The sequence below is a fragment of the Roseibium sp. genome (genome assembly GCF_051016195.1).
GTDB lineage: Bacteria > Pseudomonadota > Alphaproteobacteria > Rhizobiales > Stappiaceae > Roseibium.
This window is the reverse complement of record NZ_CP134616.1, coordinates 5654787-5672621: the sequence shown is the minus strand read 5'-3', so window position 1 is coordinate 5672621 and position 17835 is coordinate 5654787. Positions and strand designations below refer to the sequence as shown.

The 17835-nt window shown below is 54.7% G+C and carries 13 protein-coding genes and 1 pseudogene; 9 read left to right on the top strand and 5 right to left on the bottom strand.

The features are described 5' to 3' along the window. Window positions 1-572 precede the first annotated feature (572 nt). Window positions 573-1175 carry a hypothetical protein gene (locus tag RDA78_RS25720; protein ID WP_434052600.1) on the top strand — a complete coding sequence of 201 codons (603 nt, stop codon included), beginning with the start codon at window positions 573-575 and terminating at the stop codon, window positions 1173-1175. A 76-nt stretch (window positions 1176-1251) separates the two neighbouring features. On the opposite strand, the pseudogene RDA78_RS25715 reads toward RDA78_RS25720, so the two are convergent. Continuing rightward, window positions 1252-2350, bottom strand: a pseudogene (locus RDA78_RS25715) (IS3 family transposase). Between the two features lie 298 nt (window positions 2351-2648). Here RDA78_RS25715 and RDA78_RS25710 point away from each other — a divergent pair. Further along, a complete protein-coding gene (locus RDA78_RS25710) occupies window positions 2649-2861 on the top strand; it encodes a hypothetical protein (protein ID WP_434052599.1) in 213 nt (70 codons plus the stop codon). Window positions 2862-3363: 502 nt separating this feature from the next. Here RDA78_RS25710 and RDA78_RS25705 read toward each other — a convergent pair. Beyond that, complete coding sequence (locus RDA78_RS25705) at window positions 3364-4446, bottom strand: hypothetical protein (protein WP_434052598.1); 1083 nt, start codon at window positions 4444-4446, stop codon at window positions 3364-3366. 1384 nt (window positions 4447-5830) lie between these two features. Between RDA78_RS25705 and RDA78_RS25700 the strand changes: the two genes are divergently transcribed. After that, the gene (locus RDA78_RS25700; protein WP_434052597.1) at window positions 5831-6190 is read left to right on the top strand and encodes a YybH family protein; all 360 of its coding nucleotides are present in this window, start codon (window positions 5831-5833) and stop codon (window positions 6188-6190) included. Between the two features lie 44 nt (window positions 6191-6234). Continuing rightward, entirely contained in the window at window positions 6235-8277 is a 2043-nt protein-coding gene (locus RDA78_RS25695) for a serine protease (protein ID WP_434052596.1), read from the top strand. A gap of 4 nt (window positions 8278-8281) precedes the next feature. Here the strand turns inward: RDA78_RS25695 and RDA78_RS25690 are convergent, their stop codons facing one another. Both RDA78_RS25690 and RDA78_RS25685 read right to left on the bottom strand, forming a co-directional pair. Beyond that, window positions 8282-9580, bottom strand: a complete 1299-nt coding sequence (locus RDA78_RS25690) for a S8 family serine peptidase (protein ID WP_434052595.1) — start codon at window positions 9578-9580, stop codon at window positions 8282-8284. A gap of 568 nt (window positions 9581-10148) precedes the next feature. After that, the gene (locus tag RDA78_RS25685; protein ID WP_434052594.1) at window positions 10149-10874 is read right to left on the bottom strand and encodes a sugar transferase; all 726 of its coding nucleotides are present in this window, start codon (window positions 10872-10874) and stop codon (window positions 10149-10151) included. Between the two features lie 722 nt (window positions 10875-11596). On the opposite strand from RDA78_RS25685, the gene rfbC reads away from it, so the two are divergent. The 5 genes from rfbC to RDA78_RS25660 all read left to right on the top strand — a co-directional run bounded on the left by rfbC (window position 11597) and on the right by RDA78_RS25660 (window position 16171). Then, complete coding sequence (gene rfbC, locus RDA78_RS25680; protein WP_434052593.1) at window positions 11597-12148, top strand: dTDP-4-dehydrorhamnose 3,5-epimerase; 552 nt, start codon at window positions 11597-11599, stop codon at window positions 12146-12148. An 8-nt stretch (window positions 12149-12156) separates the two neighbouring features. Further along, window positions 12157-13212, top strand: a complete 1056-nt coding sequence (gene rfbB, locus RDA78_RS25675; protein WP_434052592.1) for a dTDP-glucose 4,6-dehydratase — start codon at window positions 12157-12159, stop codon at window positions 13210-13212. Beyond that, window positions 13209-14057, top strand: a complete 849-nt coding sequence (rfbD, locus tag RDA78_RS25670; protein ID WP_434052591.1) for a dTDP-4-dehydrorhamnose reductase — start codon at window positions 13209-13211, stop codon at window positions 14055-14057. Before rfbB ends, rfbD begins: the two co-directional genes overlap by 4 nt. Further along, window positions 14054-14923: a glucose-1-phosphate thymidylyltransferase RfbA gene (gene rfbA, locus RDA78_RS25665; protein WP_434052590.1), complete on the top strand. Its 870-nt coding sequence runs from the start codon at window positions 14054-14056 to the stop codon at window positions 14921-14923. Before rfbD ends, rfbA begins: the two co-directional genes overlap by 4 nt. A gap of 348 nt (window positions 14924-15271) precedes the next feature. Then, window positions 15272-16171, top strand: coding sequence for a glycosyltransferase family A protein (locus RDA78_RS25660; RefSeq protein ID WP_434052589.1), 900 nt, complete (start codon window positions 15272-15274; stop codon window positions 16169-16171). A 148-nt stretch (window positions 16172-16319) separates the two neighbouring features. On the opposite strand, the gene RDA78_RS25655 is transcribed toward RDA78_RS25660, so the two are convergent. Further along, window positions 16320-17339, bottom strand: coding sequence for an O-antigen ligase family protein (locus RDA78_RS25655; RefSeq protein ID WP_434052588.1), 1020 nt, complete (start codon window positions 17337-17339; stop codon window positions 16320-16322). Between the last annotated feature and the right edge of the window lie 496 nt (window positions 17340-17835).

Below are 17835 nucleotides of genomic sequence, written 5' to 3'. Positions count from 1 at the left end.
GTCTCTCGACGTACAACTCGACAAGCTACGCGACTGTGACAAGATCTTCTCGGAGAAGGCTTCGGGCGTCGACGGATCGCGCCCTACGCTCACGACGTCCTCCTCAAGGAGGGTTGGACGTTTATCGGGCTCGACCCACTTTGTCGCCGCCGTACCGGCCTATTCGGCTCTATCGAAGGCGTTTCGAGAAGCCCGACCGATCCGAGAAGATACCCTCGATTACGAGTTAGAGGCTTGAGGCCGCAAAAGTCCTTCAAATTCTAAGTAGAGCAGCGCCTAATAGTTGAGTTATCATCGTCGTAGCAACCACCGTATATGGGGAGTGCGGCGTGTTTAACAGTCTTATTGGTTACGTCTTTACTAGACGGTCCGTGATAGTCGGCTGCTGCATTGCGACAGTATTGTTCTTCCTTATAGCATTTTCTCACGAGTCAACGAGAAGGTACGCGAATGAATCACTAATAAACGACATGACAAGGCCATACGCCCCTCGGCCAGACTTCTATCCATGGCAGTCGGCAAATGATAACTCTTCTTACTTGGAGGATTGTCCTGTAGCCGACTGCTGGAGGATGTTTGTCGATGATGTTTTGGATCGGTTTCCAGAAGGATCGTTTATCTACAACAGAATTACTGAATTGCGGCGAGGAAGTCCGGAGGATGTTGTCTTTAAGCTAAACTTGGACGGATCAGTCCATATGGAACTATCGGATCTTTTGAAGGGAGAAACGTTTTCAGGATTAACACCCGTTACAACTGAGATGTCGGTAACTCTGCGAGGGACGTCTGGACTAGAAGTTGTTGCTTATGGAAATGATCGCAAAACAGTTTCCCCTCTTGCGCCAACAGAATGGGCATGGAGGGTTGAGCCGCTAGATTATGCCGACACAGAGTTATTGACCCTCAGTGTTTTTGCCCACGTAGAAGAAGGTAGGGCCGTTACACTTCAAACCTTCGAAGATGAGGTAGAGGTCAAAGTGTCTCGCTGGCGCTTGGTGCAAGATTTAGCCAGTGCTATAAATCCGTATTGGGCATTTACCGTTGCTGCACTACCCGTAATGTGGAGCGGCTTCGTTTTTTTTAGAGATGAAAAGTGGAAGAAAGCTAAACCGGATCACGAACCCTACTCTCCGCCAAGCTCGCCCAAAAAAGACAAAAAGAAACCCCGCCGTTGAGCGGGGTTTTTTGATGGTGACCTGAGACCCCATCCTCTTCCGACTTAGCGCGGAGTCCTTCGGTTGATTTTTGACCTCATGCGGCCTGTGTTTGCAATGTCATTTTCAATGCGAATTCGTAGGGCGTGAGATTGCCCAGGGATGAGTGGGGTCTGTTTCGGTTGTAGTCGTCCTTCCATGATGTGATTTGGGATCTGGCTTCGGCGAGCGACGAAAACAGCGTTTCGTTCAGGCATTCATCCCTGAAGCTGCCGTTGAAGCTTTCAACGAATCCGTTCTGCATCGGCTTGCCGGGTTGGATGTAGTGCCAGTTGACGCCTGTCTCTTGACACCATTTGAGTACGGCCATGCTAGTCAGTTCGGTTCCGTTGTCGGAAACCACGGTGATCGGTTTGCTACGCAGACGGATGAGCGCATCGAGTTCGCGGGTAACGCGCAAGCCGGATAACGACGTATCAGCCACCAGCGCCAGGCACTCGCGACTGTAGTCATCGACCACGGCTAAAACCCGAAACCGGCGGCCGTCCGTAAAGGCATCCGACACGAAGTCCAGGCTCCACCGCTCGTTTGGTCTGCTTGGCAACATCATCGGTCGTCTGGTGCCCAAAGCCCGCTTCCGGCCACCACGTTTGCGGACTTGCAGCTTTTCCTCGCGATAGAGACGTCTCAGCTTCTTCTGGTTCATTCGGATGCCCTGGCGTTCCAGCATCAGGTGAATACGTCTGTAACCGAAGCGCCGGCGCTCTCCGGCAACCTTCTTCATAGCTTCACGCAGATATGCATCGTTAGGTGAAGACTTCGATACCGAACACTCGACCGGTCAATTGCCAAGACCGCACACGCCCGACGCTGGCTCACGCCGTGCGCTCCGCACAGGTGAGCCGCAGCTTCCCGTCTTGCACCGGGCGTTACCATTTTTTTGAAGCAACGTCCTTCAGCATGGCGTTGTCGAGCATGGCCTCAGCCAAAAGCTTCTTGAGCTTCGCGTTCTCGTCTTCAAGCGCCTTCAGCTTGCGGGCATCGGATACATCCATGCCGCCAAACTTGGCCTTGTATTTGTAAAAGGTGGCTTCCGAGATCCCATGCCGCCTGCAAACGTCGACCGTCCTCTGACCGCTCTCCTGCTCCCGCAAAATGCCTATGATCTGTTCTTCTGTGAACCTAGAACGCTTCATTCCGTCCGTCTCCTGATTGGGACAGACTCTACACTAAACTGGACGAGTTCTGGGGTCTCAGGTCACGAGAAATGCCGCCATCGCTCGTACAATCGTCTTTTTAGCCATCACGAAATAACCCCCTCAAAAGCAATACTCTATGATAATTGCATCGATGGAAAAGTAGCGCAACGCGTGTGCTCCATCGCTCTCTAGCGTGGCATAGTGCCGGGCGCTGGGCGGAAAATAGGCGCTAGGCTTGTTGCCAACGTTCGCACAGGGTCTGACAATAACTAACGAGCTAGAGGAGGTTTCTAAAATGACGAGTTCCGCAACGCTCAAGCCCACCTGGACCGAGATACTCCCGACGATCATTACCGCCCTCGAAGACGGCACGCCGCAAGGCAAGCAAACCGCCAAAGAGGAGTTGTTCCGAATGGCAAGAGCCGCCGATCTAGCGGTTGAGGCGAAAACGGTCCTTGGGCAAGAGCCGCTTATCGCTCTCTACGTTCCGAAGGATCTCGAGCGATAAGGTCTCGTTATTCTTCCGGCATCGCCAAGCAAAAGAAAGCCCCGCCAATCGAGCGGGGTCTTTTTGCCTCTTGCTTTGCGTCTAGCTACCGGTCGCTTTGTTGTCCTAGTCGTCGTCTACCGCGAAGGCTAGCTCGAGCTTACCGTCGTCTCGCCAATTGATCATAACGTCCGCAACCTTGTTGCCGGTCTGCGCCATTACGCGCTCAAACTCGGCTAGCGCCTCGAAACTTCTTCGTAGCTCTCAAAGCCATCCTGCTCGGCTAAGACACCCTCCGCTAATGCTGGCAAATGCAGCGGGCGAGACAAGCCCGTCATGCTGACGAAAGGCGAAGATTTCTATCCCGCGCCGGCAGAAGGTAGGGTTGCAGCGCAAAACATGAACAACTCTCCGGTTGGGTGTCCCGGATCAAGGGGCCGTGTCACACTGCACAAACAATGTCATCTATGTTCATGCAAGGTTGCTAGACAAAAAAGGGAGCAGTATCGATCCTTACGGTTGGCTATTCGTCTAATTTTTGACAAATGAAATCTTTATTAGGATTGAGTGCTGCAGATCTCAATGGGTGTACTATTCGCCAATGCCCCCCCAGTTGGAAGACACGCCAACAATTGGGAGTATCACCAAAGTGACGAGCTAGTACGGTGGGGAATGTTTCATATGTAGTAAACTTGGGCATCGACGATCTGGAAATGTATCCTTCTACACCTTCTGAGCGCCCACCCCACTTAATGTTAGAATTCTTGTTGGAGTCTGCTGAATTGCAATCTGGTGTAAGTAATGTCTTTGAGCTGTGTAATAACTGATAAACACTACTATTCAGTAAAACATCGCATTTATCATAGTTTGCTTGAAACTGTTGAACTAGATCAATAACCCGAGGCGCTTGTAGATTTGAAAGTACGGCAAGTGTACCTCGTTTTTTGGTTTTATCAAATTTGCAGACTAAGTAGTTATACTTGAATGGTTCAACGTCAATTTCGAGATTTTTCTTCCAAGCATCGTCAGAGCGTGTCGCGGGCAGATCATTAAATTCGTCAAGCTTAGAATCAGAACCTGAAACAGAATTTGGGTTACAAGCGATGTCAGTCGCATCAATTTCATATCTAATTTTTTCCGTAGTATTTACTCGCGGAAAATAAGAGATCGTAAGGTAAATCTTATTTCCATTTTCCGGAAGCTTAGCTTTAACAAGTGGAGCTCCATTTTCCGGAGAGCAATTTTCAAGCAAAGACTCTAGTCCAGTGTCAAAAAAACGATCTTCAAAAAACTCTTTTAATTTATAACTACTATCCTTTACAAAAGTTCGGCATATGTCATCCACATCAATATTGTATCTTCTATCGTTCCTTCTCATCGAGAAGGTATCGTATATGATGTGCCACTGATCACTAGATATTCTTTCTGATTTTTGCTTTTGGCACTCGTGTTGTCTAATGTAATTATAAAGCTTTTCTTCTCTCCACGACGATACCTCGCGGAAAATACCTGCTTCAACAATGCTCTTGCATTGAACCGCTGCATGGGAAATCTGAGTCTGAACGACTAACGAAAAAACAATTCCTACCCAGAAAAAACGTGCCACAAGACGCCCCTTTTAGTACCTAAGATTGCTTCTGTTTAAAATACAATTGGATTAAATGCTATTTGAGTTAGCATTTCAAGTTTGGTTTGTTTTTACGTTTTGGCGTGACAACGAGACTGAATTTTCAATGGCTCCAAACAAGCGGCGACAGTCATTTCAATACCGTTTGATAACTAGCTGGCTTGTTTCTAGCGTCGAAGGTGTCGTGAGTTAACCAAGGCTCGTCGCACCGAAAAACGCGTATAGCTGACGAAGGATTCGAACCACGTAACACGATCCACATTCGCGCCGCGCCTGCGCCGCTTAACACTCAACAGGATCTAGACCCGATTTAGGACTGAGTAAAATTGAGTAGTTTTTGAGTAAAATTGAATACTCAGACTCGTCTAAGAAATTGAAATATATAGATTAAAAATCTCAGGGGGAGACTCCCTTCCTCTCCGCCACTTTTCTCGACAAGTTTTTCCTCAGAACCATGCGACCCGTTTTGGACCGTCGCTCGGAACGCCGGCTTTGGTTGTCGGCAGCATTGGGTTCCGGACACGCAATCATGTTCGCCGAACCTTTTAACGCAGATATTGATGATCCGATCCATCTCGTCATGACGAACGCAGTGAGTTCAGTACAATACCCGGGTCAGATGTACTCCTGTCCGGTAACACGAAACGGTTCCTGTAGGGCACGTTGCCGTATGCCGACTTGTCATCCCTGCTGAAGCGCAGCGGAAGGCAGGGAACCAGTACCCCCTTGTTTCTCCAGCTCCCAAAACCTCCAGTCACACGGCGCACTAGATCCCGGTTTTGCCGCTTGCGCGCCAAACCGGGACGACAAATCCAGAAAACAAGTCGATATCCCAACTGGATACCGGACGGAGTACTGCCGCTTTCTCAGTGACATGAGTTCGACAGCAACTTCCAAATCGAACAACGATGGGTCAGATAGGGGAACACTTCGTGAGCTCGGTGACAAATGGACGGATGAAAAGCCCGCAGCGCATCTATTTGATCGCTTCGAGCGGCAGGGTGACTGATCTCAACCGTAGCGCCAACCGGAAAGCAGCCTCATGACTGGCATCGCCACTACGCCTCTACGCCGGACCGCAGTTGTAAGTCTGACCTGTTCCTTGCGCCGGCCCTGCACTAAGTCCGCGCAATGCCGGAAGGCGATCATACCCATGCGCCGCGGTGTCGTTGCATGGATGGATCGGACCAGCCGCACGAACGGATATGATCGCATCAACCGGATCTGGCCCTGAACAGGTGAGAGCTTCGCTGTGACGTCAACACAGCCGACAAGCTATCTGCTCCCATTCGGGAAATCTTCCCGGGTCTTGCCGCCGCATGCGCGAACCGCGATAGTCACGTGAGATGTGCGCGGAGGAACCATGTCCGACAAACGGGAATTCCAGTCAGTTTTCGACGGCTATGTCGCCTGCTATCGCGCCGGAGATGCAGCCGGTTGCGCGGCGCACTTTTCGCCCGACGCGGAACTTTTCTCACCCTACGGCCCGCCGGCTGTTGGTCGCGCGGCCATCGAGGCTGCGCATCTGGACTGGTTTGACGAAGACGCTGTAAACAAGAAGATCGACGTGGAGAGTGCCGGAAGCTCCGGCGATCTTGGCTGGTGCCTTGCGATATACAGTGAAGGCGCTGCCGGTCGTGGATGCTCGTTGAATGTGATGACGCGCCAGGCGGGCGGAAACTGGCTGATCCTGCGGTGCAGCCTGAACGAAATACCGGCGTAAAGGCAAACGGATCCATGAATGCCATCCAACTGCGGAAAAAGCCGATGCAAGTGATCTGCCGTCTCTCGTTCCTGGTTGTCCTGCTGGGTCTGGTGATGTTGCCAACCGGCCGCGCGCAGGCATCGCCGGAACAGGCCTTTGAACATGTCGTGTCGGTTCTTCCGGTCTGGCCCGGCCAGCAGCAGGGCGGGGCCGGTGCCCCCCCGGGGACAGCGCCTGAAGGCAGCGGCGTGGTTGTCCGGCCGGACATGATCGCCACCGCATTTCACGTCGTCGAGCCGGCGGAGCGTATCGATGTGCGTCTGTCCGACGGCAGGATCGTACCCGCCCGTCTCGTCGCCGGCGACGAGGCGAGCGACATCGCGTTGCTCAAGGTCGAGGCCGGGCTGACACCCATCGAATTCGGTCCGGTTCCCGGCCTTGCCGAACCCGTCTGTGCGATCGGAAACACGTTCGGTCTCGGGCTGTCGGTCACATGCGGTGTCGTGTCGGCCACAGCCGTCACGAACGCGGGCTTCAACGCGGTGGAAGACTTCATTCAGACGGACGCCGCGATCAATCCGGGGACGTCGGGCGGTGCCTTGATTAATAGGGACGGGCAGCTGATCGGGTTGGTCTCCGCCATATTCGCTTCCGACGCGGACGCGAATATCGGGGTCAACTTCGCCGTTTCCAACGACCTGCTGATGCGCGTGGTCGATGCGCTTTCTGAAAAGGGAAACGTGGACTACCTGACCGCCGGTTGGCGTCTCGGGCCTGCCGGCCGCGCGCAACTGGCCACGCTTGCGGCGCCGCAAGTCCGGTTCGTCGAGCCGGGCGGAGCCGCGGCAGGAGCGGGCGTTGAGCCAGGTGACCAGATCGTTCAGATCGGTGAGCGGCGCACACAAACACCCAGGGACGCGATCACCGCGCTGGCGCTGCTTCCGGCTGAAACCCGAAGCGTCCCGCTGGTGCTGCAAAGGGCGGGCGTCCGGAGCACTGTCAGCTTGTCTTTTGCCGCAGAAGCTGAGGAAGACGCGGTTTCCTCCGGCGCATCCGATCCCGAATGCCCGTATCCGGAAGCCGTCTGTCGTCAGCGCCAGGCGGTGTTCCCGATTTCCGCGTACGATCCCGCCGCGAGCGCAACGCGCATCGCCGTAGATCTCCTCGTCACCAACAGGCACGTGCTTGGCGATCGCCTGGAAGCAACGGTGCATACACCCTCCGGGCCGAGGACCGCACAGGTCGTGCCATCGGCCTATGAAGGCGATCTCGTTTTGCTGAAAACGGAAGGCCTGCCCGCGGAGGGCGCCGTGCTGGAGCTGGACGGGGCAGGTCCCGAAGCGGATCTCTTCTATGCGGTCGGCGCGGATATTGCGCGCCGCGAGATCAGGGTGTTTGAACCGGGTAAACTGATCATGCTCCCGGCAGACGGGGCGAAGCTCGGCCGGCTGCACGTTGGTGCACACATGCAGCCGGGCGTCAGCGGCGGAGCGCTCGTCGTTGAAAATGGCCGTTTGAGGGGGATTGCTGTCGGCGGCGGTGACAACCGCTTCGAGGCGATCCCGGTTTCGGCCGTCGAAGACCTGTTGCGCCGGCGCGACGACCCGGACGCGGACCGGATGACCAGACGGCTCGGCGTAAACTTCGCCGCCTGTGCCGCGGCCATCGAGAGCGCGGCAAGTAGCCAGAACCCGGCTGAGCAAACGGATCCTTTGTCGCGCGCGTGTGCGCGGTCCACAAACCATGGCCAGTTGCTGGAAGCCGGCCGTGTTCTCGCCCGTGCCGGCGCGTTCGAAGCTGCGGCGGATTTGCACGCTCAGGCGGTCGAACAGGTGCCGAATTCCATCAATTCCAGGCTGTCCCTTCTCGTATCCCTGCAGTTGGGGGCGCGGTTTGAAGACATGACGGAACACGCCCGCTGGCTGATGGAAGCCGCACCGGACGACCCGCAGGCGCTTCGCTTTTCCATCCAGTCCGGCGTCTGGGGAGGTGATCCCGAGCTTGCCGAGGAAGGATACCGGGCGCTCCTGAAAGCCGACCCGAGGCAGGCGCAGGCGGCAAGGCGCTTCATCGATGCCGCTCCGCCAAGACCGGAACGCCGCTGACCGGTCAGTCGGCTTCCGGGTCAGGGATCCAGCCGGCCGAGACGAGCCGTTCCTGCTCGAACGGAGAGGGGACGGCGCGCTCCAGGATCCTGGCTTTCAATTCTAAAGCCGTGAGATCAGGTTCTTCGACCAGCAAACGGGCGGCAAGCGCAGCGAGCCGCGGCACGGCGTAGCTTGAGCCGGATGCCACGCCGGATGCACCGCGAAAATCCGTCACCTCCATGTTTTCGGCGGGCAGCATGAGGTCGACGCTTTGCGCACCCCAGTTGGATCCCTGCGCGAGGCGTCCGAATGCATCTGCGGACGTGACCGTGAGGATGTTGTCGAGGCCGAGCGCCGCCGGATAAACGGGATTGGCGTCGATGTCGCGGCCGTCGTTTCCCGCAGAGACGATTGCCAGGATATCCTGATCCTTGAGCGCAGCCGCGAATGCGTCCCAGTCCTCGGATTTCCTGCTGCCAAGGGGCATGGCGAGGATTTTCAAACCATTTGCGAGAGCATCGCCAACCAGCTCGGCCATGCGCGCCATGTCGGGTCTTGGATAGCGGTAGGGAACCAGTGATGCCCGGGGTGCTTCGCGCGCAACGATCGAGGCGACTGCGGTTCCGTGACGGATCGGGAGAAACGCACCACGGGATATATCTCCGTCGTAGGGCCACGGATCAAGATCCCAGTAGTCGTATCCGACGGGAACCCCGTCGGCATTGCGCGCAAGCCGGTCGCGGAAGAGAGGGAGGTCATAGGCGAGACCGGAATCCACCAGGCCGATGCGCACCCCACCGGCATCCTCGCCGGGCGGCCAGGGGGCCTGAAGCGTTTCCGTCCATCGCAGCGTTTTCAGGTCTCCATCCAACTGATCGAGAAACACCCAGGGATCTTCGCCGTCTCGAATTTCACGTGCAGAGCGCACAATGCAGCTGCCATCGGCAATCGCCAGAAAGCGTGACTGGAGCGTCTTGCCGTTCTGCAACGCCACGGAGGCACGATACTGGCGCAGGGTGCCGTTTGAAAGGCGCGATTGCAGCGTGAGTTCGTGGCCTTCAGGCAGCGCAAAACGCATCAGTATCCGACCGGGAGGTCCGGTCGGCGGTTGCCTTGTATCTTCCAGCAACCAGCTGCCGGGCAGGTCGTTTTGCACGGCCAGTCCTTCCTTGCTTGGATCATCGCAAACGCGTTCGATCGCGAGGGCAATCCAGTCGCGGGCATCTTCAGGAACTTGCGCAAACGCAACGGTGGACAGTGCGCTTAGCGCGCACATCCAGGGGAAAATGGCCCATCGCCTCTTCCGGTCTGCCTGGAGCATGATTGCAGCTTCTGCAGTCTCGAGCGCAGGAGCGAGATGGAGGCCAGGTTTCACCAAGCCGGTTGCCTCGCTGTTCTTTGGAACAAGTTCATTCGTCCGAGAGAATTCTAGGTGATGGACCCATAAATGAGATTGAAATGGTTTGAGGCGGCTTGCTTCTCGTCTAGGAGCGGAAGCGCAGGAAATGTCCCTCATTTTCAAGCCTTTCGCAACGCCGAGGAGGAGCAAGCCGGTCAAATCCGAAGGACATGGAAAGGGCGTCACCCCGTGGCGTCAGCGTGCTTGACCGGGCAGGAAGCCCGCTCTGCACACCCTTCCTAACGGGATTTCGCCATTTCGCATGCCATTTCAGTTTCATTTATGGGTCCATCACCTAGGGCGCGCGAAGCTTTGCGTCCATGCCGCGGAAAGCGCGAAAAACCCGCCTGCCATGTTCAGTCGCGGCAGATCGATTTGCGGGAAGAGAAGCAGAGAATTCTTCGGCGGCAAACAAAAAGAGCCAACGGCTGTCGCTGGCTCCATTGTGAGACAAGTTTTGTTGGTTCGCCCAAACGATTCAGGGCAAGGATCAGTACCCCTTGCCCCTGAAAAACTCCTGGATCACGGTGCGCATGATGATTTTCACATCAAGAACAACAGAACGAACTTCAATGTACTTGAGATCGTAATAGAGGCGCATGGAAGCTGCATGGGCTGTCTTGGTTTCGCCGCGGAAGCCTTCAACCTGAGCCAGTCCGGTGATCCCCGGTTTCACGCGATGACGCGACTGGTAGCGAGGATCGAATTGCTCGTAAGGCACGCCGTTCGCGAGCATCCCGGGAACGTGCGGGCGCGGACCCACAAGCGACATCTCACCCTTGAGAACGTTGAGCAGCTGCGGCAGCTCGTCGAAATTACTCCGGCGCAGGAATCTTCCGATCGGGGTGATTCTGGGGTCATTCTTCACGGTCTGGATGACACCGGAATGATCGCATTGATCGACATACATCGACCGGAATTTGTAGGCAATGAAGGTCTTCCCATCAAGCCCGTGCCGATCTTGCCTGAACAAAACCGGTCCTTTGCTCGTGGTTTTGATCGCAATCGCAAGAACAGCAAAAAGCGGAGCGAGAAAAATAAGACCGAATGTTGAGCCGAAAAGATCGAGGCCACGCTTTAGAAAACTTGAGGTCTGGGCGGGATCCGCTCCCTCAATCGCTTCTCCCAGATCCGTATTATGCAATCCATAAACATTGTCTGTCATAATTAAAACTCTGAGTTTATACTGCAAATGCTCGCCAAAAAATGCGAGCAAGAGACATCCTGTGAAATTACCTCACCACTAAAAAAAACCGTGGTATCCATAAATTTGGTTAATCGGACGTTAATTCAATGTGCGGCGCAGTGCAACCTCATTTTTTCCGTAGGTTGTGCGGCAAACAAAATCTGTTCGTCCATTCAGTCAATTAGGTTATTTCCCTTTTTCGTAATTTTTGACGATGCCGTAAAAAGAGGGACCCTGAGGTGCTATCGCTTGCGCCTTCGTTCAACCCCTGAGGTCAGGTCCGCACGCTTTCGCGATTGAAGAACCGCATCAGAATCGGGGTGCTCTGCGGAAGTGCGCGGTCGCCTCGGTTTTCGTTCATCGGGCGCGGGGGCTTCTTGCCGGAAACAAGGTAAGCGTTCCGTTTTGGTGTGAATTTCGACCGAGCATCGGGCAACCGTCTCCATCAAAGCGTGGCCGGCAACAGCAAACCAGCGGCACCAACGCCTCACGCAACCCGCTGGACGCTGCCGTTACGCAGAGAATTAGTTAAGATTTTCGTCGAATTTACCACAAACCCAACAGGTCGAATAAATCTTGTGTTTTCTGCCGTCGATATCGGTATAGTCGCCGCGAAAAAATAGATTGAAGGGCTGCTGTTAGCCGGTCATGCGAACCTGTTCATTGGGCTTGTTGACCAGTGAGTTTCAGCGTCGCCCGGAGCACGTAGCCTCTTTTGATACCTGCTCTGCAAAGTTTGTTTTGAGGTCAAAATGATTGTCGATGAGACCGGATTGCCCGGTGTTTTGCAGATAACACCCAAGCGGTTTGGCGATGACCGCGGCTTCTTTTCCGAAAGCTGGAGCAAAAGAGCATTTGCCGATATCGGTGTGAATGTCGAATTCGTGCAGGACAATCATTCCCTGAGCAGCGCCAGGGGCACTGTCAGAGGGTTGCACTTTCAGGCACCTCCGCACGCTCAGGCCAAACTTGTAAGGTGCGGCCGCGGCCGGATATTCGATGTTGCTGTAGACGTGCGCCGTGGGTCTCCGACCTATGGCAACTGGTTCGGGACTGACTTGAGCTTCGAAAACGGCAAGCAGCTCTTTGTGCCTGCAGGTTTCCTGCACGGTTTCATGACACTCGAACCCGACAGCGAGATCATCTACAAATGCTCCGACTTTTATGCGCCCGAATGTGACGGGGCGGTGCGTTGGGACAGCTGTGGGATCGAATGGCCGCTTGCGGATATCGAGCCGGCACTGTCTGAAAAGGATGCAGCAGCACCAGGTCTTGCTGCGTTCGAAACACCTTTCGACTATTGAGGGATTTGATGAAGATTCTTGTCACGGGCGGAGCGGGCTTCATCGGCTCAGCCGTAATCCGACTTGCAGTTCAGCGCGGACTGAACGTTGTCAATCTCGACGCGCTCACTTATGCAGCCTGCCTCGACAATGTCGCGATGGTTGCTGACAGCCCTCTTTACGCATTTGAGCAGGCGGACATTCGCGACAGAGAGGCCCTGAAGCGGATATTCGCGGAACATCGGCCCGACGCGGTCATGCATCTCGCCGCAGAAAGCCACGTAGACCGGTCTATTGACGGCCCGTCCGACTTCATTGAGACCAACATAACCGGTACGTTCAACATGCTCGAGGCATCGCGGACCTATTGGCAGGAAGCCGGCAAACCGGAAACCTTCCGCTTTCACCAGATCTCGACGGATGAAGTGTTCGGATCGCTCGGCGACACCGGCCTGTTCACCGAGACAACGGCCTACGACCCGCGCAGTCCCTACTCGGCGTCAAAGGCAGCGTCGGATCATCTTGTGATGGCGTGGCACGAAACCTACGGGCTTCCCATTGTCCTGACCAATTGCTCAAACAACTACGGACCGTATCATTTCCCCGAAAAGCTCATTCCCGTCGTCATTCTCAACGCACTCGCCGGAAAGCCGATCCCGGTCTACGGCAAGGGTGAGAACGTGCGCGACTGGCTTTATGTCGAGGACCATGCGGACGCGCTGCTTCTGGTTCTTCAAAAGGGCAGGCCCGGACGGAGTTACAACGTCGGCGGCGAAAACGAGCGCAGGAACATTGACCTCGTTCGGACGATCTGTGGCCTGCTCGATCAGAAGCGTCCGAAGGCCGAAGGCTCATACGCCGACCAGATCACCTTCGTCACCGACAGGCCCGGCCATGACATGCGTTACGCGATCGACCCGACGCGCATTAGAGAAGAGCTCGGCTGGAAGCCGAGCGTGAATGTCGAGGAAGGCCTGGAGAAGACGGTCGAGTGGTATCTTGGCAATGAGAGCTGGTGGCGGGCGTTGCAGGATCGCAAGGGCGTAGGCCAAAGGCTCGGCGTGAAAACGGATGCCAAATCATGATGCTGGTCTTTGGTTCCTCCGGACAGGTGGCAACCGAACTCCGGGGGCTGTTGCCGGATGCGGTGTTCTGGGGGCGGGAGCAGGCCGACCTCTCGACGGACCCGGATATCGGCCGCATGATTGAGGAAGCCCGCCCGGATGGGATCATAAACGCGGCCGCATATACCGCCGTTGACAAGGCCGAGGACGAAGAAGCCCTCGCATTGCAGATAAACGCAACCGCTCCCCGGAAGATGGCGGAAGCTGCTGCAAGGCTTGGAATCCCCCTGGTTCACATCTCGACGGACTATGTCTTCGACGGGGCTGGCGAAGAGCCCTTTGTGCCCGGAGGAATGACCGCCCCGCTTGGAGCCTACGGACGCACCAAGCTGAAAGGCGAAGAGGCAATTGCCGCCATCGCGCCGGACTACGCGATCCTGCGCACCAGTTGGGTGTTCTCCGCACACGGTGCGAATTTCCTGAAAACCATGCTGCGCCTCTCCGAAACGCGGGAGCATCTTACGATCGTTTCAGATCAGGTCGGCGGGCCGACGCCGGCTTCAGCGATCGCCGAAGCGTGCGTGAAAATTGCGGGGGCGCTTAAAGACCAGTCCTCGAAAACCGGCATCTACCACTTTTCCGGCGCGCCGGATGTGAGCTGGGCGGATTTCGCGCGTGAGATCTTCAGGCAGGCGGGACGAACGGTCAGTGTGGAGGATATCCCGACCTCGGCCTATCCGACGCCGGCACGCCGTCCTTTGAATTCCCGGCTGGATTGCCGGTCGCTATCCGCATTCGGGCTGGACCGGCCGGACTGGAAGGCGGGCATTGCAGATACTTTGGCTAAACTGGGTGTAACCTCATGACAAATCGTAAGGGCATTATTCTGGCCGGGGGATCCGGCACGCGGCTGTTTCCGCTGACAATGGCTGTCTCCAAGCAACTGATGCCGATCTACGACAAGCCGATGATCTATTATCCGCTGTCCGTGCTGATGCTGACTGGCATTCGGGAAGTTGCGATCATCACAACCCCGGAGGATCAGCCGCAGTTCAAGCGTCTTCTGGGCGATGGCAGCCAGTGGGGCATGCGTTTTGAGTACATTGTCCAGCCGTCGCCGGATGGCCTGGCGCAAGCCTATATTCTCGCCGAGGATTTCCTTGACGGCGCGCCGTCCACAATGGTGCTCGGCGACAACATCTTTTTCGGCCATGGCCTTCCGGAGGTGCTCGCTGCAGCCGACAGCCGCGCAAGGGGAGGGACCGTGTTCGGATATCACGTTGCCGATCCGGAGCGGTACGGGGTCGTGAAATTCAGCGATGAGGGCCTGGCGGAAGAAATCATTGAAAAACCGAGTGTGCCACCCTCGAACTATGCGGTGACGGGCCTTTATTTCCTCGACAGCGATGCGCCGCGCCGCGCACGCGAAGTGAAACCATCCGCGCGCGGTGAGCTGGAAATCGTCTCCCTGCTGGATACGTATCTGCGCGAAGGCGCGCTGAACGTGGAGCGCATGGGCCGGGGCTTTGCCTGGCTGGACACGGGAACACACGAGTCCCTGCTTGATGCAGGTAACTTCGTAAGAACGCTGTCGGTTCGGCAGGGCATGCAGTCAGGCTGTCCCGAAGAAATTGCCTATGCCAACGGCTGGATCGACCACAACAAGCTTCTGGAGCACGCAGAGCTGTTCGGGAAAACGGATTACGGGAAGTATCTGAAGGCGCTGGTGTAAGACAAGCGAGTTGTGCGGGAGCTTGCCTGAGTTTCGCTCTTGCTTGATCGAAATCGGTCTGGTGGTTCGTTCGGTGGCAAATCGAGACACCTGCCGGCAGCACGTTGGCAAAGCGGATCACACCTAGGAGCCATGCAGGTGAGGCGGAAGAAGTTTGTTCACACTCATCGATTACTTTGTCGGGCGCGAAGTTGAGTGGATCCTTCACACGTGATCGCACCGTACCGTCGGCGGTCTGGCGGCTTTCGCTGCAACCATTCTTGCTCGGTGTATTCGGGTGCAGGAAATGACGTGTGACCGAAGCGGATCGATAGTTTTCGAAGTTTTTTTGATTATGAAGGATCTCTTATGGCTTCTTCGGATAAATTGAGGGTGAATATTGTAGTTCCCTGTTACAACCGGGAAACAACGGTCAAAAATGCAGTAACCAGCATCCTTGAGCAAGACTATGATCGCTTCAATGTGATTGTAGCGGATGATAGATCGACTGACGGCACATTGAGCGTGCTTGAAGCAGTCTCCGATGAACGCTTGGCAATTACCTCCAACGAGGGTCCAAAGGGAGCTTCCGGCGCCCGAAACTGGGGCGTTGCGCAGGGCTCTGCCCCCTTTGTCGCTTTTCAAGACAGCGATGACGTTTGGTTGCCGGGAAAATTGTCGAAACAGATGGCTCGTCTCGAGGCTGATGAGAACCTCGTCGCCTGCTACTGCGCCATGGCGATTTTTGCGGACGGCAAACAAACCGGTCGCATTCCCTACGGATTGACCTCCAGATTTGAAGGCGACATTTCTGAAAACGTCTTGCGCGATAGCTTTATTTCCGCACAGACAGTCATTATCCGGCGAGACGTTTACGAAAAGGTCGGAGGGATGGATTCTGACTATCGATCCTTGAACGACTGGGAGTTGATGATACGAGTCTCTCAAGAGGGGCCCATCGCGTTTGTGGATGAGGTTTTGGTTGAGCAACACATGTCTTCAAACTCTTTGACGCACCTAAAGTCATCCAGGCTAAGATCACAGCAAATGATCGTCGAAAAACACGAGGCGCTGTTGGAGCCGTATCCCGAGATATTTGCGTTTCATCACAACCGCATCTCTGGCGCTTTGTGGGAGGCTGGTGACGTGGTGGAGGCCCGAAAGCATGCAAGAGAGGCAGTGCGACTGGCGCCTTTCAACGTGCGTTATCACGTCAAGAATCTGATATTGAGATTTAGGCGAAGCAATGCGCAGCGTCTGAAGACATGATGTTTTCAATCTCGAACGATTGACGATTGGGACCGGTATATTTGATGGGAAACGAGACAGTTGACGGATTAGACACGAGCACAGCTCAGACCCCATAAAAGGTTGATCCAGACTGCGGTCGGTTTTCCAACTTTGAATCGGTACATGTTCATGTCTCGTTCTTGCCTAGCCTCGTCCGAGACCTTTGTGCCCTCCGTCTGCGCGCTTGCGAAATGCGTTCGCGGTTGCTTTGATCGACTGTCTCGGCGGCCTCATCGTCCACTTTAGCGTCAACGGTCCAAAGGCCAACCCCAAGAACAAACATGTAGCTCACATAGGTCGCATTCCAGAAATGCACCGACAAGCCTGCCACGAGCAGCCCAACAAGGGAAAACAGATAAGCTTTGCTACAAAGGTTGATGCCGTGCGATTTGGGTTTCTGGCTGGCAACGGCATAGAACGCTGCGGCAAACACGAACAAGTTGAGGAACAGGCCCGGAAAACCGTATCGCACACCCGGGACGAGCCAATACATGTCGATACTTGCGCCGAGCCAAAAGGGACGTGCCCATTCATTCGGCCCATGGCCGAACATCGGGTAGTCCAACATGGACGCGTAGCCATAGTTGAAGATGTTTATCCGTGCCCATGCATTGCCGGAATTGAATGTAAGGTAACGGAAAGCCACCTCAATCGGAGAGGAATTGGCAAAAAGTGCGACCACGAAATAGACAGACAGCAGGCCAGTGATCAGGATTATCCATTTGCCGCGGATAGATTTGAAAATTGCTCCCCACGCCATCAACCCGAGTTGCGCTGCCATGCCCGCAAGTGGACCGGACGACAGCGAGGTGAAACCGGCCAGAAAGACAAGTACAGCATTGGTGACGCGGCTGAAAAGTTTGTTCTCCGGCGCGCTGAGGTAAAAAATGATTGAGAAGAAAGCAAAGCAGAAGACACCAAGCAATATTGGGTGGTCGAAAGGCCCCTGCGCCCTATCGAGGCCTAATCTAGATTCATGATCTACGTAAGGGAGTGTATTCAGTACCTTTCCCAGTAAAGAGATTGGCAAAGAATTTGCCGTCAAGTTTTCAAATATTCCGATCGGTATCAATATGAGGATGATTACAAAAATGAACTTTGCAAATGCAATGAGTTTTTGTTCACTATTGATGTAAATCCTGGCCATGAAATAGGGTATGAGAGTCTCGATTGAAAATATTGTGACCGGCTCTATGGACTCGAATATTCCAAACCAGAATATGACGCACAACGAGCACCAAAAAACGTAAGTAAGTAGTATGTAATCGACAAGGTACTTTTTCGTGTATAAAAAGTAATTATATGCAACGGGGGCTGCTGCAAGAAGAAGTACGAGGCGATATGGTAGTAGAGTTACCGGGCCAAGATTTATTATTACCGGGAAGAGGAATGAACTGAAAAATACTATTACAATTATTGACAGTTTACTGTCGGATAAGAGGTTGTTTTTCGTTGAAATTCGTGTCGACATTTTTATCTCAAAAAATACTCGCGCGATAGACCGGTTCAAAAATTCTCACTTAAGTTTCTCATAGCTTTTTTGTTCTTACGTTGCCAACAGACGCTCTTGGTGTTTCTGGGTGTTTTGGCGCTGATTCAGGTTTTGTATTATAGGATCTTAAGCGTTTTTCTTCCATTACCAT